At 67.0% G+C, this 26,998-nt stretch carries 24 protein-coding genes; 7 read left to right on the top strand and 17 right to left on the bottom strand.

Annotated features, from left to right (window positions below; translation table 11 throughout):
* The first annotated feature begins 9 nt into the window (after positions 1 to 9).
* Entirely contained in the window at positions 10 to 1,356 is a 1,347-nt protein-coding gene (locus EZM81_RS07550) for a glutamate--cysteine ligase (protein ID WP_136645314.1), read from the top strand.
* A gap of 91 nt (positions 1,357 to 1,447) precedes the next feature.
* Here the strand turns inward: EZM81_RS07550 and plsY are convergent, their stop codons facing one another.
* The 5 genes from plsY to EZM81_RS07525 all read right to left on the bottom strand — a co-directional run bounded on the left by plsY (position 1,448) and on the right by EZM81_RS07525 (position 4,988).
* Positions 1,448 to 2,074: a glycerol-3-phosphate 1-O-acyltransferase PlsY gene (plsY, locus tag EZM81_RS07545; RefSeq protein ID WP_135449828.1), complete on the bottom strand. Its 627-nt coding sequence runs from the start codon at positions 2,072 to 2,074 to the stop codon at positions 1,448 to 1,450.
* Positions 2,075 to 2,077: 3 nt separating this feature from the next.
* The gene (gene pyrC / locus EZM81_RS07540; protein ID WP_135449829.1) at positions 2,078 to 3,352 is read right to left on the bottom strand and encodes a dihydroorotase; all 1,275 of its coding nucleotides are present in this window, start codon (positions 3,350 to 3,352) and stop codon (positions 2,078 to 2,080) included.
* Between the two features lie 7 nt (positions 3,353 to 3,359).
* Positions 3,360 to 3,812, bottom strand: a complete 453-nt coding sequence (locus EZM81_RS07535; RefSeq protein WP_248298157.1) for a hypothetical protein — start codon at positions 3,810 to 3,812, stop codon at positions 3,360 to 3,362.
* A gap of 2 nt (positions 3,813 to 3,814) precedes the next feature.
* The gene (locus EZM81_RS07530) at positions 3,815 to 3,964 is read right to left on the bottom strand and encodes a preprotein translocase subunit SecE (protein WP_136645313.1); all 150 of its coding nucleotides are present in this window, start codon (positions 3,962 to 3,964) and stop codon (positions 3,815 to 3,817) included.
* 61 nt (positions 3,965 to 4,025) lie between these two features.
* Complete coding sequence (locus EZM81_RS07525) at positions 4,026 to 4,988, bottom strand: aspartate carbamoyltransferase catalytic subunit (protein WP_135449830.1); 963 nt, start codon at positions 4,986 to 4,988, stop codon at positions 4,026 to 4,028.
* A gap of 112 nt (positions 4,989 to 5,100) precedes the next feature.
* Here EZM81_RS07525 and EZM81_RS07520 point away from each other — a divergent pair, with 112 nt between their 5' ends.
* The 5 genes from EZM81_RS07520 to EZM81_RS07500 all read left to right on the top strand — a co-directional run bounded on the left by EZM81_RS07520 (position 5,101) and on the right by EZM81_RS07500 (position 11,991).
* Positions 5,101 to 5,892 (top strand): uracil-DNA glycosylase family protein, encoded by a 792-nt coding sequence (locus tag EZM81_RS07520; protein ID WP_371685725.1) that lies wholly within the window; start codon positions 5,101 to 5,103, stop codon positions 5,890 to 5,892.
* Positions 5,892 to 6,521 carry a LysE family translocator gene (locus EZM81_RS07515; protein ID WP_135449831.1) on the top strand — a complete coding sequence of 210 codons (630 nt, stop codon included), beginning with the start codon at positions 5,892 to 5,894 and terminating at the stop codon, positions 6,519 to 6,521. The genes EZM81_RS07520 and EZM81_RS07515 overlap by 1 nt, the downstream gene beginning before the upstream one ends.
* Before the next feature lie 2 nt (positions 6,522 to 6,523).
* Positions 6,524 to 7,066, top strand: a complete 543-nt coding sequence (gene moaB, locus EZM81_RS07510) for a molybdenum cofactor biosynthesis protein B (protein WP_136645312.1) — start codon at positions 6,524 to 6,526, stop codon at positions 7,064 to 7,066.
* 94 nt (positions 7,067 to 7,160) lie between these two features.
* Positions 7,161 to 8,615: an efflux RND transporter periplasmic adaptor subunit gene (locus EZM81_RS07505; RefSeq protein WP_136645311.1), complete on the top strand. Its 1,455-nt coding sequence runs from the start codon at positions 7,161 to 7,163 to the stop codon at positions 8,613 to 8,615.
* A gap of 1 nt (position 8,616) precedes the next feature.
* Positions 8,617 to 11,991, top strand: a complete 3,375-nt coding sequence (locus EZM81_RS07500; RefSeq protein WP_136645373.1) for an efflux RND transporter permease subunit — start codon at positions 8,617 to 8,619, stop codon at positions 11,989 to 11,991.
* Here the strand turns inward: EZM81_RS07500 and EZM81_RS07495 are convergent.
* Positions 11,969 to 12,766 (bottom strand): protein-disulfide reductase DsbD domain-containing protein, encoded by a 798-nt coding sequence (locus tag EZM81_RS07495; protein ID WP_136645310.1) that lies wholly within the window; start codon positions 12,764 to 12,766, stop codon positions 11,969 to 11,971. The two genes, EZM81_RS07500 and EZM81_RS07495, sit on opposite strands and share 23 nt — an antisense overlap.
* A 130-nt stretch (positions 12,767 to 12,896) precedes the next feature.
* Between EZM81_RS07495 and EZM81_RS07490 the strand changes: the two genes are divergently transcribed.
* Positions 12,897 to 13,451: a YqgE/AlgH family protein gene (locus EZM81_RS07490; RefSeq protein ID WP_135449877.1), complete on the top strand. Its 555-nt coding sequence runs from the start codon at positions 12,897 to 12,899 to the stop codon at positions 13,449 to 13,451.
* A 484-nt stretch (positions 13,452 to 13,935) separates the two neighbouring features.
* Here EZM81_RS07490 and EZM81_RS07485 read toward each other — a convergent pair whose 3' ends face one another.
* From EZM81_RS07485 to EZM81_RS07435, 11 genes are all read right to left on the bottom strand, one after another.
* Positions 13,936 to 16,275, bottom strand: a complete 2,340-nt coding sequence (locus tag EZM81_RS07485; protein ID WP_136645309.1) for an aldehyde dehydrogenase family protein — start codon at positions 16,273 to 16,275, stop codon at positions 13,936 to 13,938.
* A gap of 101 nt (positions 16,276 to 16,376) precedes the next feature.
* A complete protein-coding gene (gene deoC, locus EZM81_RS07480) occupies positions 16,377 to 17,366 on the bottom strand; it encodes a deoxyribose-phosphate aldolase (protein ID WP_136645308.1) in 990 nt (329 codons plus the stop codon).
* A gap of 170 nt (positions 17,367 to 17,536) precedes the next feature.
* Entirely contained in the window at positions 17,537 to 17,914 is a 378-nt protein-coding gene (locus EZM81_RS07475) for a monovalent cation/H(+) antiporter subunit G (RefSeq protein WP_136645307.1), read from the bottom strand.
* Positions 17,911 to 18,183 carry a K+/H+ antiporter subunit F gene (locus EZM81_RS07470; RefSeq protein WP_200833899.1) on the bottom strand — a complete coding sequence of 91 codons (273 nt, stop codon included), beginning with the start codon at positions 18,181 to 18,183 and terminating at the stop codon, positions 17,911 to 17,913. The genes EZM81_RS07475 and EZM81_RS07470 overlap by 4 nt, the downstream gene beginning before the upstream one ends.
* Positions 18,180 to 18,671 carry a Na+/H+ antiporter subunit E gene (locus EZM81_RS07465; protein ID WP_136645306.1) on the bottom strand — a complete coding sequence of 164 codons (492 nt, stop codon included), beginning with the start codon at positions 18,669 to 18,671 and terminating at the stop codon, positions 18,180 to 18,182. Before EZM81_RS07465 ends, EZM81_RS07470 begins: the two co-directional genes overlap by 4 nt.
* 3 nt (positions 18,672 to 18,674) lie before the next feature.
* Positions 18,675 to 20,180 carry a monovalent cation/H+ antiporter subunit D gene (locus tag EZM81_RS07460; RefSeq protein ID WP_136645372.1) on the bottom strand — a complete coding sequence of 502 codons (1,506 nt, stop codon included), beginning with the start codon at positions 20,178 to 20,180 and terminating at the stop codon, positions 18,675 to 18,677.
* Positions 20,180 to 20,530, bottom strand: a complete 351-nt coding sequence (locus tag EZM81_RS07455; RefSeq protein WP_135449839.1) for a Na+/H+ antiporter subunit C — start codon at positions 20,528 to 20,530, stop codon at positions 20,180 to 20,182. Before EZM81_RS07455 ends, EZM81_RS07460 begins: the two co-directional genes overlap by 1 nt.
* Positions 20,530 to 23,367 carry a monovalent cation/H+ antiporter subunit A gene (locus EZM81_RS07450; RefSeq protein ID WP_136645305.1) on the bottom strand — a complete coding sequence of 946 codons (2,838 nt, stop codon included), beginning with the start codon at positions 23,365 to 23,367 and terminating at the stop codon, positions 20,530 to 20,532. Before EZM81_RS07450 ends, EZM81_RS07455 begins: the two co-directional genes overlap by 1 nt.
* A 596-nt stretch (positions 23,368 to 23,963) precedes the next feature.
* Positions 23,964 to 24,740, bottom strand: a complete 777-nt coding sequence (locus EZM81_RS07445) for an ATP-binding cassette domain-containing protein (protein ID WP_135449841.1) — start codon at positions 24,738 to 24,740, stop codon at positions 23,964 to 23,966.
* A 16-nt stretch (positions 24,741 to 24,756) separates the two neighbouring features.
* On the bottom strand, positions 24,757 to 25,818 hold the full coding sequence (locus EZM81_RS07440) for an ABC transporter permease (protein ID WP_135449842.1): 1,062 nt from the start codon (positions 25,816 to 25,818) through the stop codon (positions 24,757 to 24,759).
* Between the two features lie 124 nt (positions 25,819 to 25,942).
* Positions 25,943 to 26,959, bottom strand: a complete 1,017-nt coding sequence (locus EZM81_RS07435; RefSeq protein WP_136645304.1) for a sugar ABC transporter substrate-binding protein — start codon at positions 26,957 to 26,959, stop codon at positions 25,943 to 25,945.
* Positions 26,960 to 26,998 lie beyond the last annotated feature (39 nt).

The raw sequence follows: 26,998 nt of genomic DNA, 5'->3' as shown, positions 1-26,998 counted from the left end.
GCTTGCACCATGTCCATTCCCCAGTCCGGCGGCGGACCCATCGAAAGCTTCGACCAGCTTGCCGCCTACATGGAGGCCGGCTGCAAGCCGAAGGACCAGTGGCGCATCGGCGCCGAGCATGAGAAGTTCGGCTGGCTTACCGATACCCGCGCGCCACTTCCCTATGCCGGGCCGCGCTCGATTTCGGCGATCTTCGATGGTCTCGTTGCCCGCTATGGCTGGCAGCCGGTACGCGAGGGCGAAAACGTCATCGGCCTGGCCCGGAATGGCGCCAACATCAGCCTCGAACCCGGCGGACAGTTCGAACTTTCGGGGGCACCCTTAGCCTCGACCATCGAGGTAGCCGCTGAATTGCAGACCCATCTGGACGAGGTCCGCTCGATCGCCGAGCCGATGGGCGTGCGCTTCATGGGGATCGGTGCACCGCCCGAGTGGACGCATGATCAGATGCCGGTGATGCCCAAGGGGCGTTACCGGCTGATGACCGACTACATGGGCCGGGTCGGCACCCATGGCACGCAGATGATGTATCGCACGGCAACCGTGCAGGTGAATCTGGACTATGCCTCCGAAGCGGACATGGTGCAGAAACTGCGGGTGGCGCTGGCGCTGCAACCGGTGGCGACGGCGCTTTTCGCTTCCTCTCCCTTCTTCGAGGGCCGGCCGAACGGTCACCGCAGCTGGCGCAGCCGCATCTGGCGGGGGCTGGATGACAGCCGGACGGGGATGCTGCCCTTCGCCTTCGAAGAAGGCATGGGCTTTCAGCGCTATGTGGACTGGGTGCTGGATGTGCCGATGTATTTCGTCTATCGCGACGGGAAATACATCGACGCGCTGGGCCAGTCGTTCCGCGATTTCCTGAAGGGCGAATTGCCCGCGCTGCCGGGGGAAAGACCCACACTTTCCGATTGGGCCGATCACATGACCACGGTCTTCCCCGAAGCCCGGGTCAAGAAGTATATCGAGATGCGCGGGGCCGATTGCGGGGATCAGGCGCACATCGTGGCCTTGCCTGCCTTCTGGGTCGGGCTGATGTATGACCAGACCGCGCTAGATGCCGCCTGGGATCTGGTGAAGGGCTTCGATGCCCAGACGCGCGAGGGGCTGCGGGTCGCTGCCTCGGAGCGGGCTCTGGCGGGCGAGGCCGGTGGCGTCAAACTGATGGACTTGGCCAGCGCCGCCCTGGGGCTTAGCCATGCGGGCCTTGCGGCCCGCGGGCTGGGTGAAGAGGCGCAGCTTGCACCGCTGGTCGAAAGCCTGAAGACAGGAAAGGTGCAGGCCGACCGCTGGCTGGAGCTATACGAGGGCGAGTGGGGCCACAGCCTTGTGCCGCTTTACGAGGCAGCCTCGCTTTAGCCTGGGGGCGCCAGGGGCCACTTATCCCTTCCTTGCGGTCGGTCTTCGCCGGACGCTCGCGGGCGGCCGCACGAAAGCGAAGAGCCGCGGGTCAGGCCCCGGTGTCGGCAGCTTTCTTCCGGCCGATCTTCGGTTCTGTGCCGGCCTTGATCCGCTTCAGGTTCTCTGCATGGCGCAAATAGACCAGGACGGTCAGGAAGAAGACAAGGATCAGCATCCGCCCTTCGTTGAACCAGAACAGCCATAGCGAGGCACTGGCGGCCGAGACCAGCGCGCCGATCGATGAGATGCGCGTGACCAGCGCTGCCACCAGCCAGGTGCCGCAGACGGCAAGGCCCACAGGCCAGGCGAGTGCCAGAAGGATGCCCAGGAAGGTTGCCACTCCCTTGCCGCCCCGGAAGCCCAGCCAGACTGGAAACAGGTGGCCCAGAAAGGCCGCAAGGCCCGCCAGCTGCGCCGCATCCTCGCCAAGGGCGGCGCGTGCGATCACGACGGCGATCCCGCCCTTGGCCGCATCCAGCACCAGCGTCGCCAGCGCAGCGCCCTTGTGCCCCGTGCGCAGCACGTTGGTCGCGCCGATGTTTCCCGAACCGATCTTCCTCAGGTCTCCCAGACCCATTGCCCGCGTGATGACGATGCCGAACGGCACCGAGCCCAGCAGATAGGCAAGCAGCGCAGTCACAAGCAGAAGCGTGAGCGAGGTGGTGATGTCGGGCATGGATCAGTCGTCCGCGGCGAAGACCTGCGTCCCGGCGACCCAGGTTGCCAGCACCTTACCCTCCATCCGGGCGCCGTCAAACGGGGTGTTCTTCGATTTGGACCGCAGCTTGAAGCGGTCCAGCAGGAAGGGCGCGTCGGGATCGAACAGGATCAGGTCGGCCGGCGCGCCGGGGGCCAGGCGTCCCTGCGGCAGACCCAGGCGCCGGGCCGGGTTCAGGGCCATGGCGCGGAAAAGTGCCGGCAGGGTAAGATGTCCGGCGTGGTAAAGCCGCATCGCGGCGGGCAGGAAGGTTTCCAGCGCGACCGCACCGGGGGCGGCTTCCTCGAAGGGCAGGCGTTTCGACTCCTCGTCAGCGGGGGTGTGCATCGAACTGATCACGTCGATCTGCCCCTCGGCCACGGCAGTTACCATTGCCAGCCGGTCCGCTTCCGACCGCAGTGGCGGGGTCAGCTTGAAGAAGGTGCGGTAGTCACCCACGTCGAATTCGTTCAGCGTCAGATGGTGGATCGACGTGCCGGCGGTCACGTTCAGCCCGGCGGCGCGGGCGCGGGCAAGCGCGGGCAGCGATTTCGCCGTTGTGATCTGGTCGGCGTGGTAGGCGACACCCGTCATCTCGACCAGGGCGAGGTCGCGTTCCAGCCCCATGCGTTCGGCCATGGGTGACACGGCGGGAATGCCGCGCAGGCTGGCGAACTTGCCCGAGGTCGCCGATGCGCCTGCCGACAGCGACGGATCCTGCGGGTGCCCCACGACCAGCGCGCCCAGCGATCGCGCATAGGCCATGGCGCGAGTCAGGGCCTTGGCATTGGTCGAGACGCGGAAGACATCGGTGAAGGCGATGGCGCCCGCGTCGCGCAGGAAACCGATCTCCACCATCTCGTGCCCGTCGCGGCCCTTGGTCAGCGCGGCCATGTGGCGGATGCGCACCGGCGCTTCGGCTGCCCGGCGGGTCACGAATTCAAGCGTCTCGGGCGTGTCGATGGCCGGGATCGTGTCGGGACGCGCGATGATCGTGGTCACGCCCCCCGCCGCCGCAGCAAGCCCCGCCGAGCGGAAGCTTTCGCGGTGCCGTTCGCCGGGCTCGCCAATCTTTACCCCCAGATCAACGATGCCGGGGGCAAGGCACTTGCCGGCGCAATCGATGACCGTGGCCCCTTTCGGTGCAGTTCCGTCGCGGGCAAGGATCGCGCCTCCCTTCACGGTCAGGCTGCCGGGTGCGTCGGTTCCGGCCTCGGGGTCGATCAGGCGGGCATGGGCGAAGTGCAGCGTCGTCATGGGTTGGTCACCTTCCGCGGCTCGCGGCCGCACCGATCCGCGCGGCGACCGCTGCGGCATCGGACTGATACTTGATCAGATGCTTGTCGCCCGAAAGCATCACGAGCTGCACCGCGCCAAGAAAGGGGCGGGCCGTCCGGATCTGCTTCAGCGGGATCGCCCGGCCTCCGGGGCCGAGCAGGCGACGGTCCGTCAGGCGCCAGGTCTCGCCCAGGGCTTCCGAGGCCAGATAGGCCGCCCTTGCACCGATCGCGATGGCTGCCCCAAGGGGCCCAGCGACGGGGTAGGGATTGCCCTGCCACATGAGGATCACCCCCGCCACGGCGCCAAGAACCACCGCCATGACCAGATGTCCCTGCCAGTAGGCACGCCGGTCGGCCCGGAACTCTGCCACCACGGTCTCGCCGTCCAGCAGGGGTGTGGCATGGCCCATGATGCTGTCGGGTTCGATGCGGGACATGCTCAGGCAATCCAGATGATGAGGGCGGTGAAGAGCGCAAGAAAGACAAGGACGGCCGCAGCCACCATGCCGCCCTGACGCAGTTCCTGCCTTGTCGGCTTGCGCTCGGGATCCGGGGTCACGTCGCGCCCCGTTTCTGCTGGTTGTCGCATCTCTTGCGCCCTTCGCTGCAGGGCGGAAGGGAAACGGACCTCGGAAAGGCGGGCCAACGGGTCACGCCATCATCCCCACGATCTTCCGCCCGCGTTCGGCCCTGAGATTCCGCGCCAGAAGGTCCATGCAGGCCATGCGCACGGCGACACCCATTTCCACCTGGTCCTGGATAACCGACCGGTTGATGTCATCGGCAAGTTCGCCGTCGATTTCCACCCCGCGGTTCATCGGACCGGGGTGCATGACGATGGCATCGGGCGCGGCATGGGACAGTTTTTCCGCGTCAAGCCCGTAGCGGTGGTAGTATTCGCGTTCGGACGGGATGAAGCCGCCGTCCATCCGTTCCTTCTGCAGCCGCAGCATCATCACGACATCGGCGCCCTTCAGGCCTTCGCGCATGTCGTCGAACAGCTCGCAGCCGAAATCCTCGACGCCGGACGGCATCAGGGTTGGCGGCGCGATCAGGCGCAGACGGTTTTCCATCTTTCCCAGCAGGATCAGGTTCGACCGTGCCACCCGCGAATGCGCGATGTCGCCGCAGATCGCCACGGTCAGGCGTTGCAGCCGCCCCTTCGCCCGGCGGATGGTCAGCGCATCCAGAAGTGCCTGGGTGGGATGTTCGTGCCGCCCGTCGCCCGCGTTCAGCACCGCACAATCCACCTTCTGCGCCAGAAGGTTGACAGCCCCGCTTGCCCCGTGACGCACCACCAGCAGGTCCGGGTGCATCGCGTTCAGCGTCATCGCGGTGTCGATCAGCGTCTCGCCCTTCTTCACGCTGGAATTGGCGACCGACATGTTCATCACATCCGCCCCCAGCCGTTTTCCGGCCAGTTCGAAGCTGGATTGCGTGCGGGTCGAGGCTTCGAAGAAGAGGTTGATCTGCGTCATTCCCGCCAGCACGTCGGATTGCTTCACCGTGCGGCGGTTCAGATCGACGTAACGTTCGGCCAGATCGAGGACCGTGGTGATCTCCAGCGGTGAAAGCTGTTCGATCCCCAGAAGGTGGCGGGCGCGGAAGGCCATGGGCAAGTCCCTGCAGATTTGACCCTCTATCGCAAACCGGTGGGGCGGGGGCAAGCGCAAGGCGGCGTGGATCGCTCTGGCACCGGATCGGCCCAGGGCCTAGTCTCGGGCCATGGGAATCGCCGCAGACATCGCCGGGGACTGGCACGCCGCCCTTGCCGCGCTGGCATGGCAGGTCGAGGCCGGTGCCGACGAGGTGATCGGCGACGGCCCGCTGAACCGCTATGAGCTTGCAGCCGAGGGAAGGAAACCTTCCGTCCCTGCACCCGCAGCACCTGCGTTGCCCGAGCCGGTTGCCGCGGCCGATCCGGTCCAGGTGGCGCAGGCGGCGGCGGCGCGGGCCCGGACACTGGAGGAGTTGCGATCGGCCATCCTGGCCTATGACCATTGCGATCTGAAGAAGGGGGCGCGGAACACGGTCTTTGCCGACGGCAACCCAGCGGCGCGTGTCCTTATCCTGGGCGAGGCGCCGGGCGCGGACGAGGACCGCGAGGGGCGGCCCTTCGTGGGGCGCGCCGGGCAGCTTCTGGACCGGATGTTCGCGGCGATCGGTCTTTCCCGCACCAGCACCGATCCGCAATCGGCGCTTTACATCACGAATGTCATGCCCTGGCGCCCGCCGGCAAACCGCGACCCCGAACCTGCGGAAATCGCCATGATGCGGCCCTTTGTCGAGCGCCACATAGCCCTGGTCGATCCGGCGGTGATCGTGGTCATGGGCAATACGCCGCTGGATGCGCTGACCGGCAAGCGCGGCATCCTGCGGGCGCGGGGAAACTGGATGCAGGCCCTAGGCAGGCCACTGCTGCCGATGACCCACCCGGCCTATCTGCTACGCAATCCCTCTGCCAAGCGTGAGGCTTGGGCGGATCTTCTGTCCTTGCAGGAAAGGCTTCGCGGGTGATGCTGCCGGTCGAGCCGCTTGTGCTTCTTGCCTTCATCCCCGCCGCGCTGGCGCTGAACCTGACGCCGGGGGCCGACATGATGTTCTGCCTGGGCCAGGGGTTGAAGGCCGGGCGGCGGGCGGCGATGGCGGCGAATTTCGGCATTGCGCTGGGCGGCATGGTGCATGTGACGTTGGCGGCGCTGGGCCTGGGGGCTCTGGTTGCGGCACATCCGGCGGCCTTCGAGGCAATCCGATGGCTGGGGGTCGGCTATCTGGCGTGGCTGGCGGTTGGGGCGCTGCGGGCATCGCCCTTCGCGGGCGAGGTGGCGGTGGTGCACGCCCCGGCCGGGCGGGTGTTCCTTCAGGCGCTGGCGGTCAACCTGCTGAACCCGAAGGTGATCCTGTTCATTCTGGCCTTTCTGCCGCAGTTCGTGAACCCAGCGCGCCCGATGCTGCCGCAGTTCCTGATGCTGGGGGCGGTGTTCAGTCTGGGCGGACTGCTGGTCAACGGCGCGGTGGGCCTGTTTGCCGGGTCCATCGGCCAGCGGCTTGCCCGGTCGGCCGGTCTGGCGCGCTGGCTGTCCCGGATCAGCGCCACCATCTTCGGTGCGCTTGCCCTGCGGCTGGCGCTGATGCCAAGGAGCTAGAGATGAGCCGCATCGACGAAAGCCTGCCCTTCCACCCGGTCCGCATCGCGGTGCTGACCGTCAGCGACAGCCGGACGCCAGAGACGGACCGGTCGGGTGATGCCCTGGTCGAACGGCTGACCGCGGCGGGCCACATCCTGGCGGCCCGCGGCATCGTGGCGGACGACCGCGCGCTGATCGTGGAACGGCTGCGGGCCTGGATCGCGGACCCGCAGGTGGACGTGATCCTGACAACCGGCGGCACGGGGCTGACAGGGCGCGACGTGACAGTAGAGGCCCACCGCGAGGTTTACGAGAAGGAGATCGAGGCCTTCGGCACGGTATTCACCATTGTCAGCATGCAGAAGATCGGGACCAGCGCCGTGCAAAGCCGTGCGACAGGCGGCGTTGCGGGGGGCACCTACCTTTTCGCCCTGCCCGGCAGCCCCGGCGCCTGCCGCGACGCCTGGGACGAGATCCTGGCCTTCCAGCTGGACAGTCGGCACCGGCCCTGCAACTTTGTCGAGATCATGCCCCGGCTCGAGGAGCATCTCCGACGGAAATAGCCGTCTTCTGCGTAACATCTGCGTAGGTTGGACCTTCCGCACTGGCGGTTGGGGTCCGATGCGCTAGTCTTTGCGCGGCAAACACGGGGCAGGCATGCGATTTGTCGGACGAAGCCTTCTAGGTCTTCTGCTGCTGGCGGTGACGCTGGCGCTCTTGGGGCTGGCAGCGATCACGCTTGGCAATGCGGTCCGCCAAAGCCTTGCCCCCGGTGGCCCGGCCCGCCCCGCGCAGGAGCGGGTGGTGGCGGCGAATGTCCTGACCCTTGCCCCGTCTGAGATCGCCCCGAAGCTGGTCGCCTACGGCAGGGTCGAGGCGCGGCGGACGCTCGACATCCGCACCCGGCAGTCGGGAACGGTGGTCTGGGTGGCCGACAGCTTCCGAAACGGCGGCAGCGTGGAGGCGGGCGCACTTCTGGTCCGTCTGGACCCGGTGCCTGCCGAGGAGGCCCTGGCCCTGGCCCGGGCCAACCTGGCCGAGGCCGAGGCGTCGGCGGCCGAGGCCGAGGCGGCGGCAGGGCTTTTGATCGAGGATCTGGCTGCGGCCGAGGCGCAGCTTGCCCTGCGCCGTCAGGCACTGGCGCGGCAGGAAGAGATCGCTGCGCGTGGCGCAGGTTCGCCGCAGGCGGTCGAGACGGCAGAGCTGGCAGTGTCGGCGGCCGAACAGGCGGTGCTGTCGCGCAAGCAGGCGCTGGCTTCCGCGCGGGCGCGGGTCGATCAGACAGCTGTTGCCGTGACCCGGGCCCGGATCGCGCTGGGCGAGGCAGAGCGGGCCCTGGCAGAGACCGAGATTAACGCCGGGATCGGCGGCCTGGTGGACGGGGTAGGCCTTGTTCCCGGTGCCGTGGTGACTGCGAACGAGGTGCTGGGCCGGATCATCGACCCTGCGGCGCTCGACGTGGTGGTGCGCCTGTCCACGGCGCAGTTCGCGCTGCTGCTGGATCAGGCTGGCGCTCTGCGGCCGGCGGCCGCCGATGTGCGGCTGGAAGGGGCCCCGGGTCTGGAGGCGCTGACGGGCCGGCTTGACCGCGTGGGCCCGGCCGTTGGCGCAGGTCAGACCGGACGCCTTGTCTATATTGCGCTGGATGCCCTGCCGCGGGGGCGGGAACTGGTGAAGCCCGGGGATTTCGTCTCGGTTGCCATTTCCGAGCCGCCCCTGACCGATGTGGCGCAGGTGCCGGCAACGGCGGTCGGTCGTCAGGGCACGGTGCTGGCACTTGGACCCGAAGACCGCTTGCAGGAGGTCGCCGTCGAGGTGCTGCGGCGCCAGGGCGACGACGTCATCCTGAGGGTCGGGGCGCTGGCGGGCCGCGAGATCGTGGCCGAACGCTCGGCGCTTCTGGGCGAGGGCATCCGCATCCGTCCGATTCGCCCCCAGTCGTCGGATGCGATGGTTCCGCTGACCCCCGAACGCCGGGCCCAGCTGGTCGCCCTTGTCGAGGCTGACACAAGCCTCAGCCCCGAGGGACGCGCGCTTCTGCTGCAACAGTTGCAGGCCCCGGCGGTGCCTTTGCAGGTTGTTGACCGGCTGGAAGGCCGGGCGGACGGATGAGATGGACCTGATCGGCTATTTCACCCGCCACCGCACCATCGCCAACCTGCTTATGGTGCTGATGCTGGTCGCGGGCTTGGCTTCGGCCGTGACGATGCGGGCGCAGTATTTCCCGGACGTGGTGGTGAACGAGGTCAGCGTGACCGTTCCCTGGGACGGTGCAGGTGCCGAGGATGTGGACCGCGCCATCGTTCAGGTTCTGGAGCCCGCGCTGCAGACGCTGGACGGCGTGGCCTCAGTCAGGTCCCGGGCCAGCGAGGGGCGGGCGGTCGTCACGCTGGAGTTCGAGCCGAACTACAGCCTGACCCGCGCCGAGGAAGAGGTGCAATCCGCCGTCGACAGCGTCACGACCTTGCCGGACGGAGCAGACGAACCGATTGTCGCCTCGTCAGCCTGGCGCGACCGGGTGACGGATGTGCTGATCTCGGGCCCGGTCGGCGTCGATCAGCTTGCCCGCTTTGCCGACGAATTCACCGCACGGCTTTTCGCGGAGGGCATCACCCGGGCGACGATCTCGGGCCTTGCCGCGGCAGAGATCGTGGTCGAGGTCGCGTCGGCCACGCTCATGCAGCACGATCTGACCATGGCCGACATCGCCGCGGCGATCGGCGCGACCACCGCGCAGACCCCGGCTGGAGAGCTGGGCGAGGCCGCGCGGCTGCGTACGGGAACCGAGCGGCGCAGCGTGGCCGAGATTTCGGCCATCGTGCTGCGTTCGTCTGCCGACGGGGCAACGCTGACCGTCGGAGACGTGGCCTCGGTGCGAAGCAATGCCGCCAATTCGGGGCGTGCGGCCTTCGTGGGCGAGAACCCGGCCATGACGATCCGGGTGGACCGGGCCAGCGACGGCGATGCGATCCGCATGCAGGCCGTCGTTGCCGAGGTCGCCCAGGAGATGCAGCTTGGTCTGCCGCCGGGGGTCACGGTGGAACTGGTCCGAACCCGCGCCGAGCAGATCAGCGACCGGTTGCTGCTCTTGATCGACAACGGTCTGACCGGACTGGCGCTGGTACTGATACTTCTGTTTCTGTTCCTGAACGCGCGCATCGCCTTCTGGGTGGCAGCCGGCATCCCGGTGGCGATGATTGCGGCGCTGGCCGGCATGCATGTCATGGGGCTGACGTTGAACATGATCTCGCTGTTCGCGTTGATCATCATGCTGGGTATCGTCATCGATGATGCCATCGTGGTGGGCGAACATGCCGATTTCCGTGTGCGCAGACTGGGCGAGCCACCGGCGATGGCGGCCGAGAATGCCGCCCGCTGGATGGCGGCGCCGGTCATAGCCTCGTCCCTGACCACGATCATCGCCTTCCTTGGCCTTCTGGCCGTGGGCGGCCGCTTCGGCGAGATGATCATGGCGATTCCGATCACGGTCAGCATCGTCCTGATCGCCTCGCTGATCGAGTGCTTCCTGATCCTGCCGAACCACCTGAAGCATTCTCTGACGCACATCGGCCAGGACCGCTGGTATGACTGGCCCTCGCGCCAGGTGAACCGCGGCATGGCGTGGTTCGGGGTCCGGGTCGTGCGCCCTGCGACGCGCCTTGTCATTCTGGCGCGCTATCCGGTGCTGGCGGCGGCGATGCTGGCCCTGGCCGTGCAGGCAGCGCTGTTTCTGCGCGGCGAGGTGCAGTTCCGCTTTTTCGCCCCGCCGGAACAGGCCTCGGTCACCGGATCCTTCGCCATGCTGCCGGGCGCCACGCGCGACGATACGCTGGCGATGATGCGCGAATTGCAGCGCGCGGCGGATGCGGTCACCGCGCGGTTCGAGGCGGAATACGGGATGAACCCGGCAACCTTCGTGCTTGCCGAGGTGGGCGGTGCGATCGGTCGCAGCCTGGCCTCGGCCGAAACGAAGTCGCCTGACCTTCTGGGCTCGATCTCGATGGAGCTGATCAGCCCCGACCTGCGGCCCTATCCGACCTCGACCTTCCTGAATGCGCTTCAGGAGGAGGTTGTGCCGCATCCGCTGCTGGAGGAACTGAGCTTCCGCAACGCCTTCTTCGGCCCCGGCGGTGCCTCGCTGTCGGTTGATCTTTACGGAGGCGAAGCCGAGACGCTGAAGGCGGCGGCCGAGGCGCTAAAGGCCGCTCTTGCACCCTACCCAGAGGTTTCAGGGCTTGAGGACACGCTGGCCTACGACAAGGAAGAGCTGATCCTGACCCTGACCCCCCAGGGTGAAAGCCTGGGTCTGGATACCGCCGCGCTTGCCCGCCATCTGCGCAACAGTCTGGGCGGGATCGAGGCTGCAACCTTCCCCGAGGGGCCGCGTCAGGCTTCGATCCGGGTGGAACTGCCCGAAAGCGAACTGACGGCGGATTTCCTGGATCGCAACCTGATCCGCACCGGTCCGGGTGTCTATGTGCCGTTGGCCGATGTGGTCAGCGTCGAACGCCAGGCCGGGTTCTCGACCGTCCGGCGCGAGAACGGCCTGCGCACCGTCACGGTCTCGGGCAGCCTGGCCGAGGACGATCCGGCGCGCGCCACCGAGGTTCAACGCGCGCTGCGCGAGGAAATCCTGCCTCGCATCGCCGAGGACTACGGCCTGACCTGGGAGCTTTCGGGCCAGGCCCGCGACGAGCGCGCGTTTCTTAGCGGTGCGGCGCTCGGGCTGGTGCTGTGCCTTGTGGGCATCTACCTGACCTTGGCCTGGATTTTTGCGCACTGGACGCGGCCCCTGGTGGTGATGTCGGTCATCCCCTTCGGCCTGGTCGGCGCGATCTTCGGCCATTGGGTCTGGGGGATGCCTCTGTCGATGTTCTCGATCGTCGGGCTGATCGGGATGGCCGGGATCATCATCAATGATTCCATCGTGCTGATCAGCACCATCGACCAGTATGCCCGGACCCGCACCCTTCGCGCTGCAATCATTGACGGGGTGGCCGACCGCTTCCGCCCGGTTCTGCTGACCACGGCAACAACGGTGTTAGGTCTGATGCCGCTGCTGTACGAGCGCAGCTCGCAGGCCGAGTTCCTGAAGCCCACGGTCGTCACGCTGGTCTTCGGGCTGGGCTTCGGGATGATCCTGGTTCTTGTGGTGGTGCCCGCGCTGATGGCGGCGCAGGCCGATATTTCCCGCGCCTTCGCCGCCTTGCGCCGGGCGCTGCGGGCGGGTGGCCTCCGTCCCACCTTCGGCGTGGCCGCGGGGGTAATGGGGCTGTTGGCACTGGCCCTGCCGCTATGGGTCGCGCTGACCGGTGCGCTGCCGGGATGGCTGATCGCGCTTGCCCCCGGTCTTGCCCAGATGCCGGCCGGCCCTGTCGCGGTAGGCCTTTTCCTGGCGGCGGCGCTGCTGGTGTGGCTTGTCGCGGCGGGGCTGGCCCTGGCGCAGATGCGTGCGCCGGTTCAGGTCAGGGGGCGGGGCAGCCGCTGATCTCGACAGCCTTGCCGGCGGCAAGGATCGTCACGGTCACGCCGGACCGATCCAGCGCGAAAGGAGCGCCCTGCGGCGGAACCAGTTCCGTGACCGCCACAAGGTCGTGCCCCTGGCGGGTGGTGGTGGCCTCGGCCACCCAGACCTCGGGATCTGCCGTTTCGAAGGCCACCACCTCGGGCACGCCCGGATCGGGCAGGCGCAGCCGTGCCGTGAGGCGCAATCCGTCGGCAATCGGGTCGATGGTGCAGCCGACATGGGTCACGCCTGCCTCACCGGCGGTGGCTGCCCGGTTCGCCAGCGCTGCCGTGATCCCCGGGTCGGGCGCCCCCGGCGCAGTCAGATCGGACTGCAGCGCGAATGTTGCCGGCAGGCAGATCTTGTCGCAGACGCCTAGATCGACCTTGACCGCCAGGCTGACCGGCTGCGCCGGATCGATGGGCGTCACTTCGAGCGGCAGGATCAGCTGCTTGTGGTAGCCGATGGTCTGCATCCCGTTCAGTTCGAACACGCTAGGCGCGGGCCAGTGAATGCGTACCGACCGCACGTTCCGCGAACCCGACCAGTCGAATGCCGGCGGGATGCCTGCATCCCCCGGGCTGCGCCAGTAGGTCTTCCACCCCGGCGCCATGGACAGATCCAGCGCCGCCATGTGCCGTCCGCCCTCCATCTGCCAGCCGGTGCGCAGCCGGGCCGAAAGTACATCCTCCTGCGTCGTGGCAAGGGCGGGGGCGGTGGTCAGCGCCAGGACGAGGGCAAGGCAAAGTCGGGTCATGGCGCGAAGATAAGCGCTGGATCGGGGCATGGAAATCACTTTGCGGCGACAGGGCGTGAGCGTGGTTTCCCTGCATCGGGGGCTTGAGCCCCCGGCCCGCCGGGTCCATGTTGAGAACATGGGTGAACAAATGGACCTTGCGGGACAGATCCTGATTGCCATGCCGGGCATGGCCGACCCGCGCTTTGATCGCAGCGTGATCCTGATCTGTGCCCATTCGGCAGAGGGGTCGATGGGGCTGATCGTGAACAAGCCCCTGCAAGACCTGACATTTGCGGGCCTTCTCGAGCATCTGCAGATTCCCATGGCCCCGGATGGCCGTGACATCCGCGTGCACCTGGGCGGTCCGGTCGAGCGCGGGCGGGGGTTCGTCCTGCACACGCCCGACTGGGAGCCGGGCCCTGCGACGCTTTCGGTGCCGGGCGGCTATGGCATGACCGCAACGCTCGATATCCTGCAGGCACTGGCGCAGGGCCGGGGGCCGGGCAAGGCGCTTCTGGCGCTGGGCTATTCCGGCTGGGGACCGGGTCAGCTGGAGGCAGAGATCGCCCGGAACGACTGGCTGACCTGCCCCGCGGCGGAGGGGCTGGTCTTCGCGGCGGATGACGGGGCCAAGTGGTCGGCGGCGCTGCGGGGGATGGGGATTGATCCCTTGACCCTGAGTGCGGCGGCGGGGCGGGCCTGACGGGGGCCGCAAGGAACTCCGGTAAGCGGTTGGGAACGCTGGGTTAATCCGGGGGATTTCCGGGAGGTTAACGGTCTGCCATCCCTCTGGCATGTGTCGAGCATCTGTCCCGATGGTTTGCGGGCGGGTGGGGCTGGGGGGCGGGTGGGGCGTTAACCTTGGGAGGCGAATCGCGTCTGATTCGCCGGTGCGGTGCGCTGTAGCGCACCCTACGGCGACTTGCGACGCTTTGCCCGGGATCTGAGGGCTTCTTTCCCGGCTGTTGGCCAAAGCTGATCCAACCAGACGGCAGCCAAGATGAACGCCAGGAAAGCCAAAAAAACTGCCACGTGATTGAGTTGTTTCGGAAGGCTAACGATGCCCCAGCAGAGGCCGTGAACCGCAACCTTGCGAACAACTTGCCTGTCACGTTATGTCGCAAGCAGGAGTGAACGGATCGCAGGGCGTGCGACAGCACCCTACGATAGCGATGATGGTGTCGCCCTCACTCCCCATACGGAACCCAGACCGTCTTGACCTCCGTCGCCTGGGACAGGAACGCCCGGCCTTCGCCCTCTGCTCCCGTCCAGTTCCGCGCGCGGCCGTGGTTGACCCAGGTGCGTTTGAGGTTGCCGGCGGCCTCGCGCTCGATGAGGGCGGAGAGGGGGTGGGAGGAGAAGCTCCAGACCGCATCCACGTCAAGATGGCCGGCAAGCGTCCGCGCCAGATCCTCGGCCGGGCCGGTGACGATGTTCACCACCCCGCCCGGCACGTCCGAAGTGTCGAGCACCTGGTAGAAGTCGGTGGCCGACAGGGGGTGTTGGCCGGGGACGAGGACCACCGTGTTGCCCATCGCGATGGCGGGGGCCATGACCGAGACGAGGCCGAGGAGGGGGGCTTCGTCGGGGAGGAGGGCGCCGATCACGCCGACGGGTTCGTTCATCGCAAGGGCAATGCCGCGGATCGGCACCGACTTTGCCGCACCGTCGTATTTGTCGGCCCAGGCGGCATAGGTGAACAGGCGCTGGATGGAGGCATCCACCTCGGCCTCGCCGGGCCGGCCGGTCTGATCGCGCAGGCGGGCGGCGAATTCGGCGTGCCTTGCAGAGAGGTTCTCGGCAATGAAGTAAAGGACCTGGGCGCGGTTGTAGGCCGTTGTCTTCGCCCAGCCTTTCGCGGCGTGGGCGGCCTCGACCGCGTTCCTGATGTCCTTGCGGTTGCCGATGCCGACGTGGCCAAGGAGTTTGCCCCTGGGGCCGTAGACGGGCTGCGAGTAGCCGGAGTCCGGGCGGGCCTGTTTGCCGCCGATGTAGAGTTTCGCCGTGCGGTCGAGCGGATCGACCACGGGTTCCGCCGGTGCAGGAATTGGGGCGGCAGGCTTCAACGCGGCGGGTTTCCGGGCGGGTTTCAGATAGGCCATCAGCCCCTCCCACCCGCCTTCCCGGCCGAAGCCCGACTCGCGCACCCCGCCGAAACCTGCGGCCGCGTCGAAGAGGTTGGTGGCGTTGATCCAGACGACCCCGGCTTTAAGTTTGGGGGCCACGTCGAGGGCGAGATTGATGTTTTCCGTCCACACGGTGGCGGCAAGGCCGTAGCGGGTGTTGTTGGCCAGCGCCACGGCTTCCTCGGGCGTGCGGAAGGTCATCGAGACGAGGACGGGGCCGAAGATTTCCTCCTGCATCAGCGGCGAGGCGGTGCCGAGGCCGGTGATGAGGGTCGGCGGATAGAAGCAGCCCTGCGCAGGCAGGGGCGTGGCGGCGACGTAGTGCTCGCCCTCGGGGTTGTCGCGCACGAGTCGGGTGATGGTGTCGAGCTGCACCGGATCGACCACCGCGCCGATGTCGATGCACTTGTCGAGGGGATCGCCGATGCGCAGACCGTCCATACGGCGTTTCAGCTTGTCGTGGAAGCGGGGGGCGACGCCTTCCTGGACGAGGAGGCGGGAGCCCGCGCAGCAGACCTGGCCCTGGTTGAACCAGATGGCGTCCACGAGGCCCTCGACGGCCGAGTCGAGGTCGGCGTCGTCGAAGACGATATAGGGGGATTTGCCGCCGAGTTCGAGGGTGAGGGCCTTGCCGGTGCCGGCGGTGGCCTCGCGAATGCGTTTGCCGACAGAGGTGGAGCCGGTGAAGGCGATCTTGTCCACCGGGGCATCGACGAGGGCCGCGCCGGTGGTGCCGTCGCCGGTGACGATGTTGAGGACGCCCTTGGGCAGGCCCGCCTCGCGGCTGATCTCGGCGAAGAGGAGGGCGGTGAGGGGGGTGTATTCGGCGGGTTTGAGGACGATGGTGTTGCCGGCGGCGAGTGCGGGGGCGACCTTCCAGGCGAGCATCAGTAGCGGGAAGTTCCAGGGGATCACCGCGCCGCAGACGCCGAGGGGCCGCAGGTCGGGGTGTTCGGAGGGGAGGAGTTGGGCAAGACCGGCGTGGTAGGAGAAATGGCGGGCGACGAGGGGGATGTCGATGTCGCGGCTTTCGCGGATCGGCTTGCCGTTGTCGAGGGTTTCCAGCGTGGCGAAGAGGCGGGAGTGTTTCTGGACGAGGCGGGCGAGGGCGTAGAGGTATTCCGCGCGGCGGAAGGCGGGGAGGGCGGCCCATTTCGGCTGCGCCCGGCGGGCGGCGGCGACGGCTTTCGCCACGTCCTCGGCGGTGCCTTGGGTGACCTGGGCGAGGGGCTTGCCGGTGGCGGGGTTGTTGGTTGTGAAGGTCTCGCCCGGCACGGTGAAGGCGCCGTCGATGTAATGGCCGAACCGGCCCTCGTGGCCGGCGATCCAGGCCAGCGCCTCGGCGGCGGACTCGGGGGCGGGGCCGTAGGCCATGCTGTCGAAGATTTCCTTGATGGTCATGGGGTCCTCAGGATGGCTGGCAGCGCGCGCCCCACCCCATCCCTCCCCCACGTTGTGGGGAGGGAGGCGCGAGGTGTCGGGCGGCGTGCGGGGTGGGCATGTCAGCCCATCGCGTGGCGGTTGGCGGCGGAGTAGTGGCCGGTGAGGTGGTGTTCGAGCTGGCGCTCGATGTCGCCCAGAAGGCTGGAGGCCCCGAAGCGGAAGAGGTCGGGTTGCAGCCAGGGATGGCCGAGTTCGTCCTTCATCAGCGTGAGATAGACCAGCGCGTCCTTGGCCTTGGCGATCCCGCCCGCCGGCTTGTAGCCGACCTTGTAGCCGGTCCGCGCCTCGTAGTCGCGGATGGCCCGGATCATGGTCAGCGAGACGGGCAGGGTGGCGTTGACGGCCTCTTTCCCGGTCGAGGTCTTGATGAAATCGGCCCCGCCCATCATGCAGACGAGGCTCGCGCGGGCGACGTTGCGCAGCGTGCCGAGCTCTCCGGTGGCGAGGATGGCCTTGACATGGGCATCGCCGCAGGCCTCGCGCATGTCGCGCATCTCGTCGTAAAGCGCCTGCCAGTTCTGGGTCAGGACGTGCCGGCGTGAGATGACGATGTCGATTTCCCTCGCGCCCGCCTTCACGCTCTCGCCGATCTCGGCGATGCGCAAGCGGTAGGGCGAGAGGCCCGCCGGAAAGCCGGTCGAGACGGCGGCGACGGGGATGTTGGTGCCTTCCAGCGCGCGGACGGCGGTTTCCACCATCTCGTGATAGACGCAGACCGCGCCGACCGTCAGGCCGGGCATTCCCAGACGCTCCAGCATCCAGGGCGCCACCGGCTGGCGGGCCTTGGCGCAAAGGCGCTGGACGCGGCCGGCGGTGTCGTCGCCGGAAAGCGTAGTCAGGTCGATCAGGCTGATCGCCTTCAGAAGCCAGGCGGCCTGGTATTCCTTCTTCACCGAGCGCCGGCCGGGCAGCGTGGCGGCGCGGCGTTCGATGGCCGAGGTGTTGGCCTGGACCGAGGCCACCCAGTCGAGGTCGAGCGCCATGCCCGGATTGCGGGGATGGGTCACCTGGGGCAGGAGGCCGGTCGCCGTGGTGGAGAGGGTTGTCATCGTCTCTGGATCCATCGCAGTGCCCGCGGTGCCCCCCCACCCCATCCCTCCCCCACGGAGGGGGGAGGGAGGCGCAAGGCGGCGCAAAGGGCATTTTGCGGACGATGGCATGCGAAGCCCTTGAGTGGCAAGGGCCGGGCCGGTTGATTTCTGACCGGATGGTCAAAAAACTACGGGTCGGGGCGTTCCTGCCCCAGGGTCGCCCAGGGTTGGCCGGTGCCGCTGTCGGGGATGTCGGGGTCGGCCTCGCCGCGCAGGATCAGGGTCTTGGCGAGGAACAGGGCCGAGATCGGGGCGGTCAGCAGGAGAAAAAGGGTGATGAGCCATTCCTGGATGCTGATCGTGCCGCCCTGCGGCAGGTCGCCGATCGAGGAGGCGAGAAGCGCCGCGCCCACGCCGATCGTGGTGGCCTTGGTCGGTGCATGCAGGCGCTGCATCGGGCGGGGCAGGCGGATCAGGCCCCAGGAGCCGACCAGCGCGAAGAAGCCGCCGCCGACGAGGCCCGCGGCGATGACCAGTTCGATGGCGGTTTGCAGGAGCGGGGTCATTCGATGATGCTCCCCCGCAGGAGGAACTTGCAGTAGGCGACGGTGCCGAGGAAGCCGGTTAGCGCCAGAAGGACCGAGACCTCCAGATAAAGCCCGGTCCCGGCGCGGATCCCGTAGAGGACCACGAGGGCGAGGGCGTTGATCGCCATGGTGTCCAGCGTCACGATCCGGTCGGTCAGGGTGGGCGCGGTGAAGAGCCGCCAGATGTTCAGCACGAAGGCCAGCGCGATGCAGGCGAACATGAAGGTCAGGGCGTAACCGAGGATCATTCGAAAATCCTTTTCAGACGGGCCTCGTAGCGGGACTTGATCTGGTCTCGGACGGCGTCGGGGTCGGGGGCGTGCAGCGCATGCACCAGAAGTGCCCGGCCGCAGGCCGACATGTCCGAGGACAGCGTGCCGGGCGTCATGGTGATGGTGCCGGCAAGAAGGCTGATTGCCTCGGGCGATTTCAGGTCGAGCGGCACGGTCAGCCAGCGCGACTGCACCTTGTCGCGCGGTATGAAGAGGATGACATAGGCGACCTGAAAATTGGCTACGATGATGTCCCAGAAGACCAGAGCGGTATAGCCCAGCAGTCGCAAAGGATGCCGGACCCGTGCACGGTCAGGCCACCAGGCCGAGGTCATCAGCGGCAGGATCGTGGCCAGGATGATCGCCATCACCAGACTTCCCAGCTTCCACTGGTTCACCAGCATGAACCACAGTGCAATCAGCGTGAGCGACAGGTAGGGGTGCGGGAACAGGCGTTTCAGCATGGCTTAACCCCCTTGGCCCAGCCGCGCAGCGGCGATGTAGCCTTGCGGCGCATAGAGGTTGCCGGTCGTTTCGTCGAGCCAACCGGTGACGGGCCCGGCAAGCACGGTCAGCGCGGCCAGGCCCACCAGCAGCGTGATCGTAGCGGTGTAGGCCAGGCCTTCGGCGCGCGGCTCTTCCGGCTGTGCCTCAAGCGCGCTCGCCTTCCAGAAGAGGGTGGAGCCTGCGCGGGCATAGCCCAGGATCATCAGGAACGAGGAGACCAGCACCACTGTCCAGACCAGCGCCTCTTGTCCGCGGAAGGCGTCCAGGATCAGCAGCTTGCCGAGAAAGCCCGAAAGCGGCGGCATCCCGGCCATGGCAATCGCGGCGGCCATGAAAAGCGCCGAAATCAGGCCGGATTGCGCGATGGGGGGCGCGGTCTCGTTCAGCCGGGCATGAGTGCGTCGGCGGGTCACGAGGTCGGCTACCAGGAACATCGCTGCGGTCGCAAGCGTGGAATGCAGGATGTAGTAAAGCGCCGCGCTGGTCGTGGCCGGGGTGAAGGCACCGATGGCGGTGAAGGCTGTGCCCATCGAGGCGATGCCGCCGAAGGCCACGAGGCGCGGCAGCGTGGTTGCACCGAGAACCCCCACGGCGCCGACCACAAGGGTGACAAGGCCCGCCGGCAGGATCAGAGCGTGCAGCAGCATCCCGGTCGCGGGCAGGTCAGGCGGAAAGACCATCGCGCCGAAGCGCAGCGTGGCATAGGCGCCGACCTTGGTCATCACCGCGAACATGGCGGCGACGACCCCGGGCGCATTGGCATAGGTGCCTGGCAGCCAGAACTGCAAGGGCACCAGCGCGCCCTTGATCGCGAAGACGAGGATCAGAAGGACCGCCGTCACCCGCAGCAGGGCCGCGTCGCCTTCGGGCAGGCTGGGCAGCTTGGCAGCCAGGTCGGCGATGTTCAGCGTGCCTGTGACGCTGTAGGTCAGGGCCAGCGCAAACAGGAACAGCGACGAGCCGATAAGGTTGAAGGCGACATACTGGATGCCGGCCCGGGTGCGTTCGGACCCGCCGCCATGGATCATCAGCCCGTAGGAGGCAATGAGCAGGATCTCGAAGAAGACGAACAGGTTGAAGGCGTCGCCGGTCAGAAAGGCCCCGCCGATCCCCATCAGGAGGAACTGCAGGAGCGGATGGAAATGCGCGCCCTTCGCGTCCCAGCCCGAGCCGATGGCGTAAAGCACCACCGGCAGGGCCAGCGCGGCCAGCAGCATCACCATCATCGCGGAAAGCCTGTCAAGCACCAGCACGATCCCGAAGGGCGCGGGCCAGTCGCCCAGGAAATAGACCTGCGGCCCGTGGGTCGAGGCCGACCAGAGAAGCGCCAGTGCGATGGCGTTCAGAAGCACGATCGAGGTCACGCCCGCGACGCGCTTGAGCAGCAGGTCGTTGCGCATGGCTACGACCATCAGGCCGGCGATGAATGCGGGCAGGACGACTGGGGCGATGATCCAGTGACCCATCATGCCCGATCCTCCGCCGCTTCGTCGTTGCCTTCCGCCATGTTCACACGGTCATGGCCGGATTCGAGAAAACCGCCGATGGCCATGATCATGATGACGGCCGTCATCCCGAACGAGATGACGATGGCGGTCAGCACCAGCGCCTGCGGCAGGGGATCGGCATAGGTTTCGCCTGTGCCGATGATCGGTGCCCGGTTCTGCGTCAGCCGACCCGAGGTGAACAGGAAGATGTTCACCGCATAGCTCAGCATGGTCAGGCCCAGGATCACCGGAAAGGTGCGCAGGCGCAGCGTCAGGTACAGACCGACAGCCGTCAGCACTCCGATGGCGATTGCGACAAGGGCTTCCATCAGCGGGCCTCCCCGGGGTTTTCGATGTCATAGGCACGGGTGTTCACCACCTCGCCCGCGCGCAACGCCAGCCGCGACAGCGAAGCCAGCGCCAGCAGAACCGCACCCAGGACGCAGAGGAACACGCCAAGGTCGAAGATCGCTGCTGTGGCCAGTTCGAATTCCTCCAGCGGCCAGAGGTGGACATACTCGAAGCCCGAGGTCAGGAAGGGCAGTCCGAAAAGCCATGCCCCTGCACCCGAGAGCGTTGCGATCAGCACGCCCCAGCCGATCAGCACATGGTGATCGTAACGCTGGCGCGCATGGCTCCAGCCATAGCCCGACGCCATGTACTGCATCAGATAAGCGATGGCGAAGACAAGGCCCGAGACAAAACCGCCGCCTGGCATGTTGTGGCCACGCAGGTAGATGTAGACGCCGACCATCATCGCCATGGGCAGCAGGAGGCGGGTCGAGACGACCAGCATCATCGGATGGCGGTCGCCGGCCTCTCGTTCGGGGCGCATCAGGCCCAGGCGCCGGGTGACGGCTGGGCTGCGCAGCAGGTTTTCCGACAGCGCATAGATTGCCAGCGCCGCAATGCCCAGCACGATGATCTCTCCGAAGGTATCGTAGCCGCGGAAGTCCACGAGGATGGTGTTGACCACGTTGGTGCCGCCCGCGCCAGGTTTCGACTGGGCCAGATGGAAATGCGAGATCGGCTCGAACGCGGCGGTGCGTGTCATCATTTCCCAGGCAAGCCAGCCGATGCCGGTGCCCGCGATGCCCGCGATGCCGGCATCGAACAGACGCCGGGACGCTGGGCTTTCGACGGGCGTGGTCTTTGGCAGGAAGTTCAGTGCGAGCAGCATCAGAAGGATCGTCACCACCTCGACCGACAGCTGGGTCAGCGCCAGGTCCGGGGCCGACATCAGCACGAAGAACGGTGCGATCAGCAGACCCACGACCCCGACCAGGATCAGGGCCACCACCCGCTCGCGGTGCAGGAAGGGCACGGCGACGGCCGCCAGCAGCATCACGGCCCAGATCACTGCGACCAGTGGCGGAACGGGCATCAGATCGCGCGATCCGGGCAGGTGCATCCCGCCCGAGAACGCCAAGGCCGCAGCCCCGGCGATGGCCAGGACCGCAACGGCGATGGCGCGGGAGAGAGAACTGTTGTGCAGCGCATCGTTGCTTGCACGGGCGGTCGCGGCGAGTGACCCGATGATGCCGTCGAAGATGTGCTTCGCCTCGGGACGGGGGGCGGCGTCCCAGGTCGCCCGAAGTCGAGGATAGGCTCCAAGCATGGCAAGGCCACCACCGACGGCCGCGATCGACATCCACAATGCCACGGCTTCCAGCCCGTGCCAGTGATAGATCTTCACTGCGACAGCCTCGCCGGTGACGGCAGAGGCAGCCGCGTTCACAAGCCAGGCGACCGAGGCCATGGGAAAGAGGCCGATGACGACGACCAGCAGGGCCAGGGCAGCAGGCGCGCCCCAGAGGCCGGGGCCGGGGTCGTGGGGCTTGTGTGGATAGTCGCTGCGCACCGGGCCAAGGAAGCCGTGGGCGAGGAAGCGGAAGGAATAGGCGACCGAGAACAGTGCGCCGATCGTGGCCAGGACGCCCATCGCCCAGGGGGTGATCCAGGTGGTGTGGGCGGCTTCCTCAAGCATCAGTTCCTTGGAGAGGAACCCGTTCAGCGGCGGGATGCCGGCCATGGAGAGGCTCGCCAGCAGGGCGATGCCGAAGGTGATCGGCATCAGCGTGCGCAAGCCTCCGAGGCGCTTCAGGTCGCGGGTATGCGCCTCGTGATCCACGATCCCGGCCGTCATGAAGAGCGCGGCCTTGAAGGTGGCGTGATTGATGATGTGGAAGACGGCGACGGTCGCTGCGGCCTTCGTCCCGAAGCCGAGGAGCATGGTGATGAGGCCGAGGTGACTGACGGTCGAGAAGGCAAGGAGGGCCTTCAGGTCGTCCTTGAAGAAGGCGATCTTGGCGGCCATGACCATGGTGACAAGGCCCGCCGTCGAGACGATCCAGAACCATTCCGGCGTGCCGGCCAGCACCGGCCACATCCGCGCCATGAGGAACAGACCCGCCTTCACCATGGTCGCCGAGTGCAGATAGGCCGAGACCGGGGTCGGCGCGGCCATGGCATGGGGCAGCCAGAAGTGGAAGGGGAACTGCGCCGACTTGGTGAAGGCACCGAGAAGGATCAGGATCAGCGCGGGCAGATACCAGTCCGAGGCTTGGATCGCGTCCTTGTGCTGGAGGATCACCGTCAGATCATAGCTGCCCGCGATATTGCCGAGGATCAGCATGCCGGCGATCATCGCCAGCCCCCCGCCGCCGGTGACGGCCAGCGCCATCCGCGCACCCTGGCGGCCTTCGGGCAGGTGCTTCCAGTAGCCGATCAGCAGGAAGGAGGAGAGCGAGGTCAGCTCCCAGAAGATCAGCAGCAGCAGGATGTTGTCCGAGAGGACGATCCCCACCATCGCGCCCTGGAAGAGCATGAGATAGGTGTAGAATTGCCCCATCGGGTCGGACTTCGCCAGGTAGAAGCGGGCGTAGAGGATGATGAGAAGGCCGATCCCGAGGATCAGCCCGGCGAAAAGAAGGCCCAGCCCGTCCAGGAAGAATGTCGCGTTCAGGCCCAGTGCGGGCAGCCATTCGATGCGGGTCTGCACAACTTCGCCCGACAGGACGGCCGGGGCATGCAGGCCCAGCAGGACAAGCGCAAGCAGCGTGACCGATCCGGTCATGGCGGCGCAGGCGTCGCGGCCCGCGCGGATCATCAGGCCGGGCAGCAGCGCGCCCAGGAAGGGCAGGGCTGCGATCAGGGCTAGGGACATGCGGGGGCGTTCCTCGTCGTGGCTTGGCGTTCTGGTGCGCTGGTTGCGTCGCGGCGGGTTTCGGGCGATGTGGGCCTTTCGTCAAGGGTTTCAAGGCCTGAGGCCCCGGATTCGGTGGTTTTTCCGAAAGGGATGCCGTCCTTGGGGCATCGAGCCACTGCGGACAGCGCTGCCGCGTCCCGGCTTGGCACGGCGGGCGCGGGCGACGGGCGTGTTCGCCTCCGGCGGGAGTATTGGGCAAGAAGCAAGTCCATTGGGACTTGCTTGACCCCGAATCGGGCAGGATCGACGCGCGGTACAGGGAGGAGTCCCGATGACCGCAAGGAGCAAGTCGCGCCCCGCCCGGCGTGGGACACCATGCCCTGAATATCGCCGTCTCGTCGAGTGGGGCGCGCAACCTGGCCCCCTGACTTGCTGCTTGCCCAATACTCCCGCCGTAGGCGTCCTGCGGTCGGGCCCGGAACGGCGGCTGCACAGGGGATCGGGCAACCGACGGACTCAGGGACAAGCGGTCCTTGCCCGCTCAGGTGGCCGCAAAGGCCTCCGGCGACAGCCGCGCAATTTGGCTGCCGCCTGTGAAGTGGCACCTGCCGGGGTCAGGCGGCCTCGGTCACGCCTTCGGGCAGTTTTGCCCCGGTCATGAAGGCCACCGCATCCGACATCGTGTAATCCGATGGCCTGATGACGCAGAGCCTGCGGCCGAGGCGGTGGATGTGGATCCGGTCGGCGACCTCGAACACATGGGGCATGTTGTGGCTGATCAGGATGATCGGGATGCCGCGCGCGCGAACGTCGCGGATCAGGTCCAGCACCCGGCGGCTTTCCTTCACCCCCAGCGCTGCGGTCGGTTCGTCGAGGATCACCACCTTGGAGCCAAAGGCGGCGGCGCGGGCTACCGCCACCCCCTGGCGCTGCCCGCCCGACAGCGTCTCGACCGCCTGGTTGATGTTCTGGATCGTCATCAGTCCGAGTTCGTTCAGCTTCTGGCGCGCGAAGGCCTGCATCTTCGGCTTGTCGAGCTGGCGGAAGACCTTGCCCATGAACCCTGGCTTGCGGATCTCGCGCCCCATGAACATGTTGTCGGCGATCGAAAGCGCGGGTGACATCGCCAGCGTCTGGTAGACCGTTTCGATTCCCGCCTGCCGCGCCTCGATCGGGGTGCGGAAATGGACGGGCTGACCTTCGAGGCGGATTTCGCCTTCGTCCGGGATCACGGCGCCCGAGATCGCCTTGATCAGCGTCGATTTCCCTGCGCCGTTGTCGCCGATCACGGCGAGGATCTCGCCCGGCATCAGGTCGAAGTCGCAGTGGTCCAGCGCGGTAACCTTGCCGTAGCGCTTGACCAGGCCGCGTGCGGTCAGGATGGGTTCCATGGCTTTCTCCTTCCCCTCAGGCCGAAACCTTGCGGATCCACTGATCCACTGCGACGGCGCCGATGATCAGCATGCCGGTCAGCAGCACCTTCCACTGCGGGTCCGCGTTCATCATGTTCAGCCCCATCGACATGATGCCGACGATCAGCGTTCCGAACAGCACCCCCAGGATCGAGCCGCGCCCGCCGAAAAGCGAGATGCCGCCGATCACCGTTGCGGTGATGGCCTGAAGGTTGAAGTCCGTGACCACCGTCGAGGGCGAGATCGAGCCGTTGCGGCCTATGGAGACCCAGGCCGCAAGCCCGGCGATCACGCCGGCAAGGGTATAGACGGCGACCAGAACCTTCTTGGTGCTGATGCCGGCCAGTTCGGCGGCGTCGGGGTCATCGCCTACGGCATAGATGTGGCGGCCGAAGGCGGTATGGTTCAGCATGAACCACAGCCCGATGTACAGCAGGATCATTGCGATGACGCCCAGCGTCACCACCGCAGGGCCTACACGGAAGTTGATGGCAAAGACATGCAGCCACTGGGTTGCGGCGGTCACGTCGGCCTCGCGCATCGTGGCATTCTGGGAGTAGATCAGGCAGATCGCCATCACGATGTTCCAGGTGCCGAGCGTCACGATGAAGGGCGGCAGCTTCAGGCGCGAGACGAGCAGGCCGTTCACCAGTCCGCAGCCGGCCGCGACCAGGAATCCCGCAAGCAGCGCCACGCCTGCGGGCATGCCGTAGCTGACCACCATGTTGCCCATGATGACGAAGGAAAACACCATCACGACACCAATGGCGAGGTCGATGCCCGCAGTCAGCACCACCAGCGTCTGTGCCGCGGCCAGGATACCGACGACGGCCACCTGCTGCAGCACAAGCGTCAGGGTGTAGGCGCGGAAGAAGCGTTCACCAGCGAAGATGCCGAAAAAGGCGATCAGCGCCACCAGAACGATCAGGGGCACCAGCGCCGGATTCGAATGCAACACATGCTGCAACCGCGCCAGCGGTGACTTGCGTTCCTCGAAATGCGCCACGGTCTGATCGGCCTCTCTGGCGGCGCTTTCGAAATCCTGTGTCTGGCTCATGCCCTTTTCCCCTCCCCTAAGGCGTGAAACGATCCTGCCTCAACCTGTGTCTTGAAGAAAGGGCGGCACGTTGGCCGCCCTTTCCCGGTCCGCCGTCAGCGGCGGGCGATGCGTCGGGCGATGCTCAGCCCCAGCAGAGTTCGGTGCCCTTGGTCGTGTCGATCGAGGGAACGCCCTCCACCGGCTTGTCGGTCACCAGGGCCACGCCGGTGTCAAAGAAGGCCTTGCCGGGGGTCGGCTCCGGCTTGGTGCCGTCGGCGGCGAACTTGGCGATGGCTTCGACACCCAGCGCGGCCATCTGCAGCGGATACTGCTGCGAGGTGGCGCCGATCACGCCATCCTTCACCGCCGCCACGCCCGGGCAGCCGCCATCGACCGAGACGATCAGCACCTGGCCTTCCAGACCCACGGCCTTCAGCGCCTGATAGGCACCCACGGCGGCGGGTTCGTTGATGGTATGGACGACGTTGATGCCCGGATCCTTCTGAAGAAGGTTTTCCATCGCCTTGCGGCCGCCTTCCTCGTTGCCATTGGTCACGTCATGGCCGACGATGCGCGGGTCATCCTCGTCGCCGATGTCGTTGGGATCCTTCACATCGATGCCGAAGCCCATCATGAAGCCCTGGTTGCGCAGCACGTCCACGGTGGGTTCGGACGGGGTAAGGTTCAGGAAGGCGATGCGGGCGTCCTTCGCCTTGTCACCCAGCGTCGCGGCGGCCCAGGCGCCGATCAGGCGGCCGGCTTCGAGGTTGTCGGTGGCAAAGGTCGCATCCGCAGCGTCCGCCGGGTCAAGCGGCGTGTCCAGCGCGATGACCAGAAGCCCCGCCTCGCGCGCCTTGGCAAGCGGGCCGACGATGGCCTTGGTGTCGGAGGCGGCAATCAGGATGCCCTTGGCGCCATCGGCGATGCAGCTTTCGATGGCGGCAACCTGGCTGTCATGGTCACCGTCCACCTTGCCGGCATAGGCTTTCAGGGTGATGCCCAGTTCGGCCGCCTTCGCCTCTGCGCCTTCCTTCATCTTCACGAAGAACGGGTTGGTGTCGGTCTTGGTGATCAGGCAGGCCGAGGTCTCGGCCGAAGCGATGCCTGCCGACAGGGCAAGGGCACCGGCGCCCAGAAGGGCTTTGGTGATCGTTTTCATGTGGTTCCTCCCAAGGATCGGGGCCTTGCGCCCCTGCAG

The sequence above is a fragment of the Tabrizicola sp. YIM 78059 genome (assembly GCF_004959785.1).
In the GTDB taxonomy this organism is placed as follows: Bacteria; Pseudomonadota; Alphaproteobacteria; order Rhodobacterales; family Rhodobacteraceae; genus Tabrizicola; species Tabrizicola caldifontis.
The sequence above is the reverse complement of the archived record's forward strand: the minus strand, read 5'-3'. Positions and strand labels throughout refer to the sequence as shown.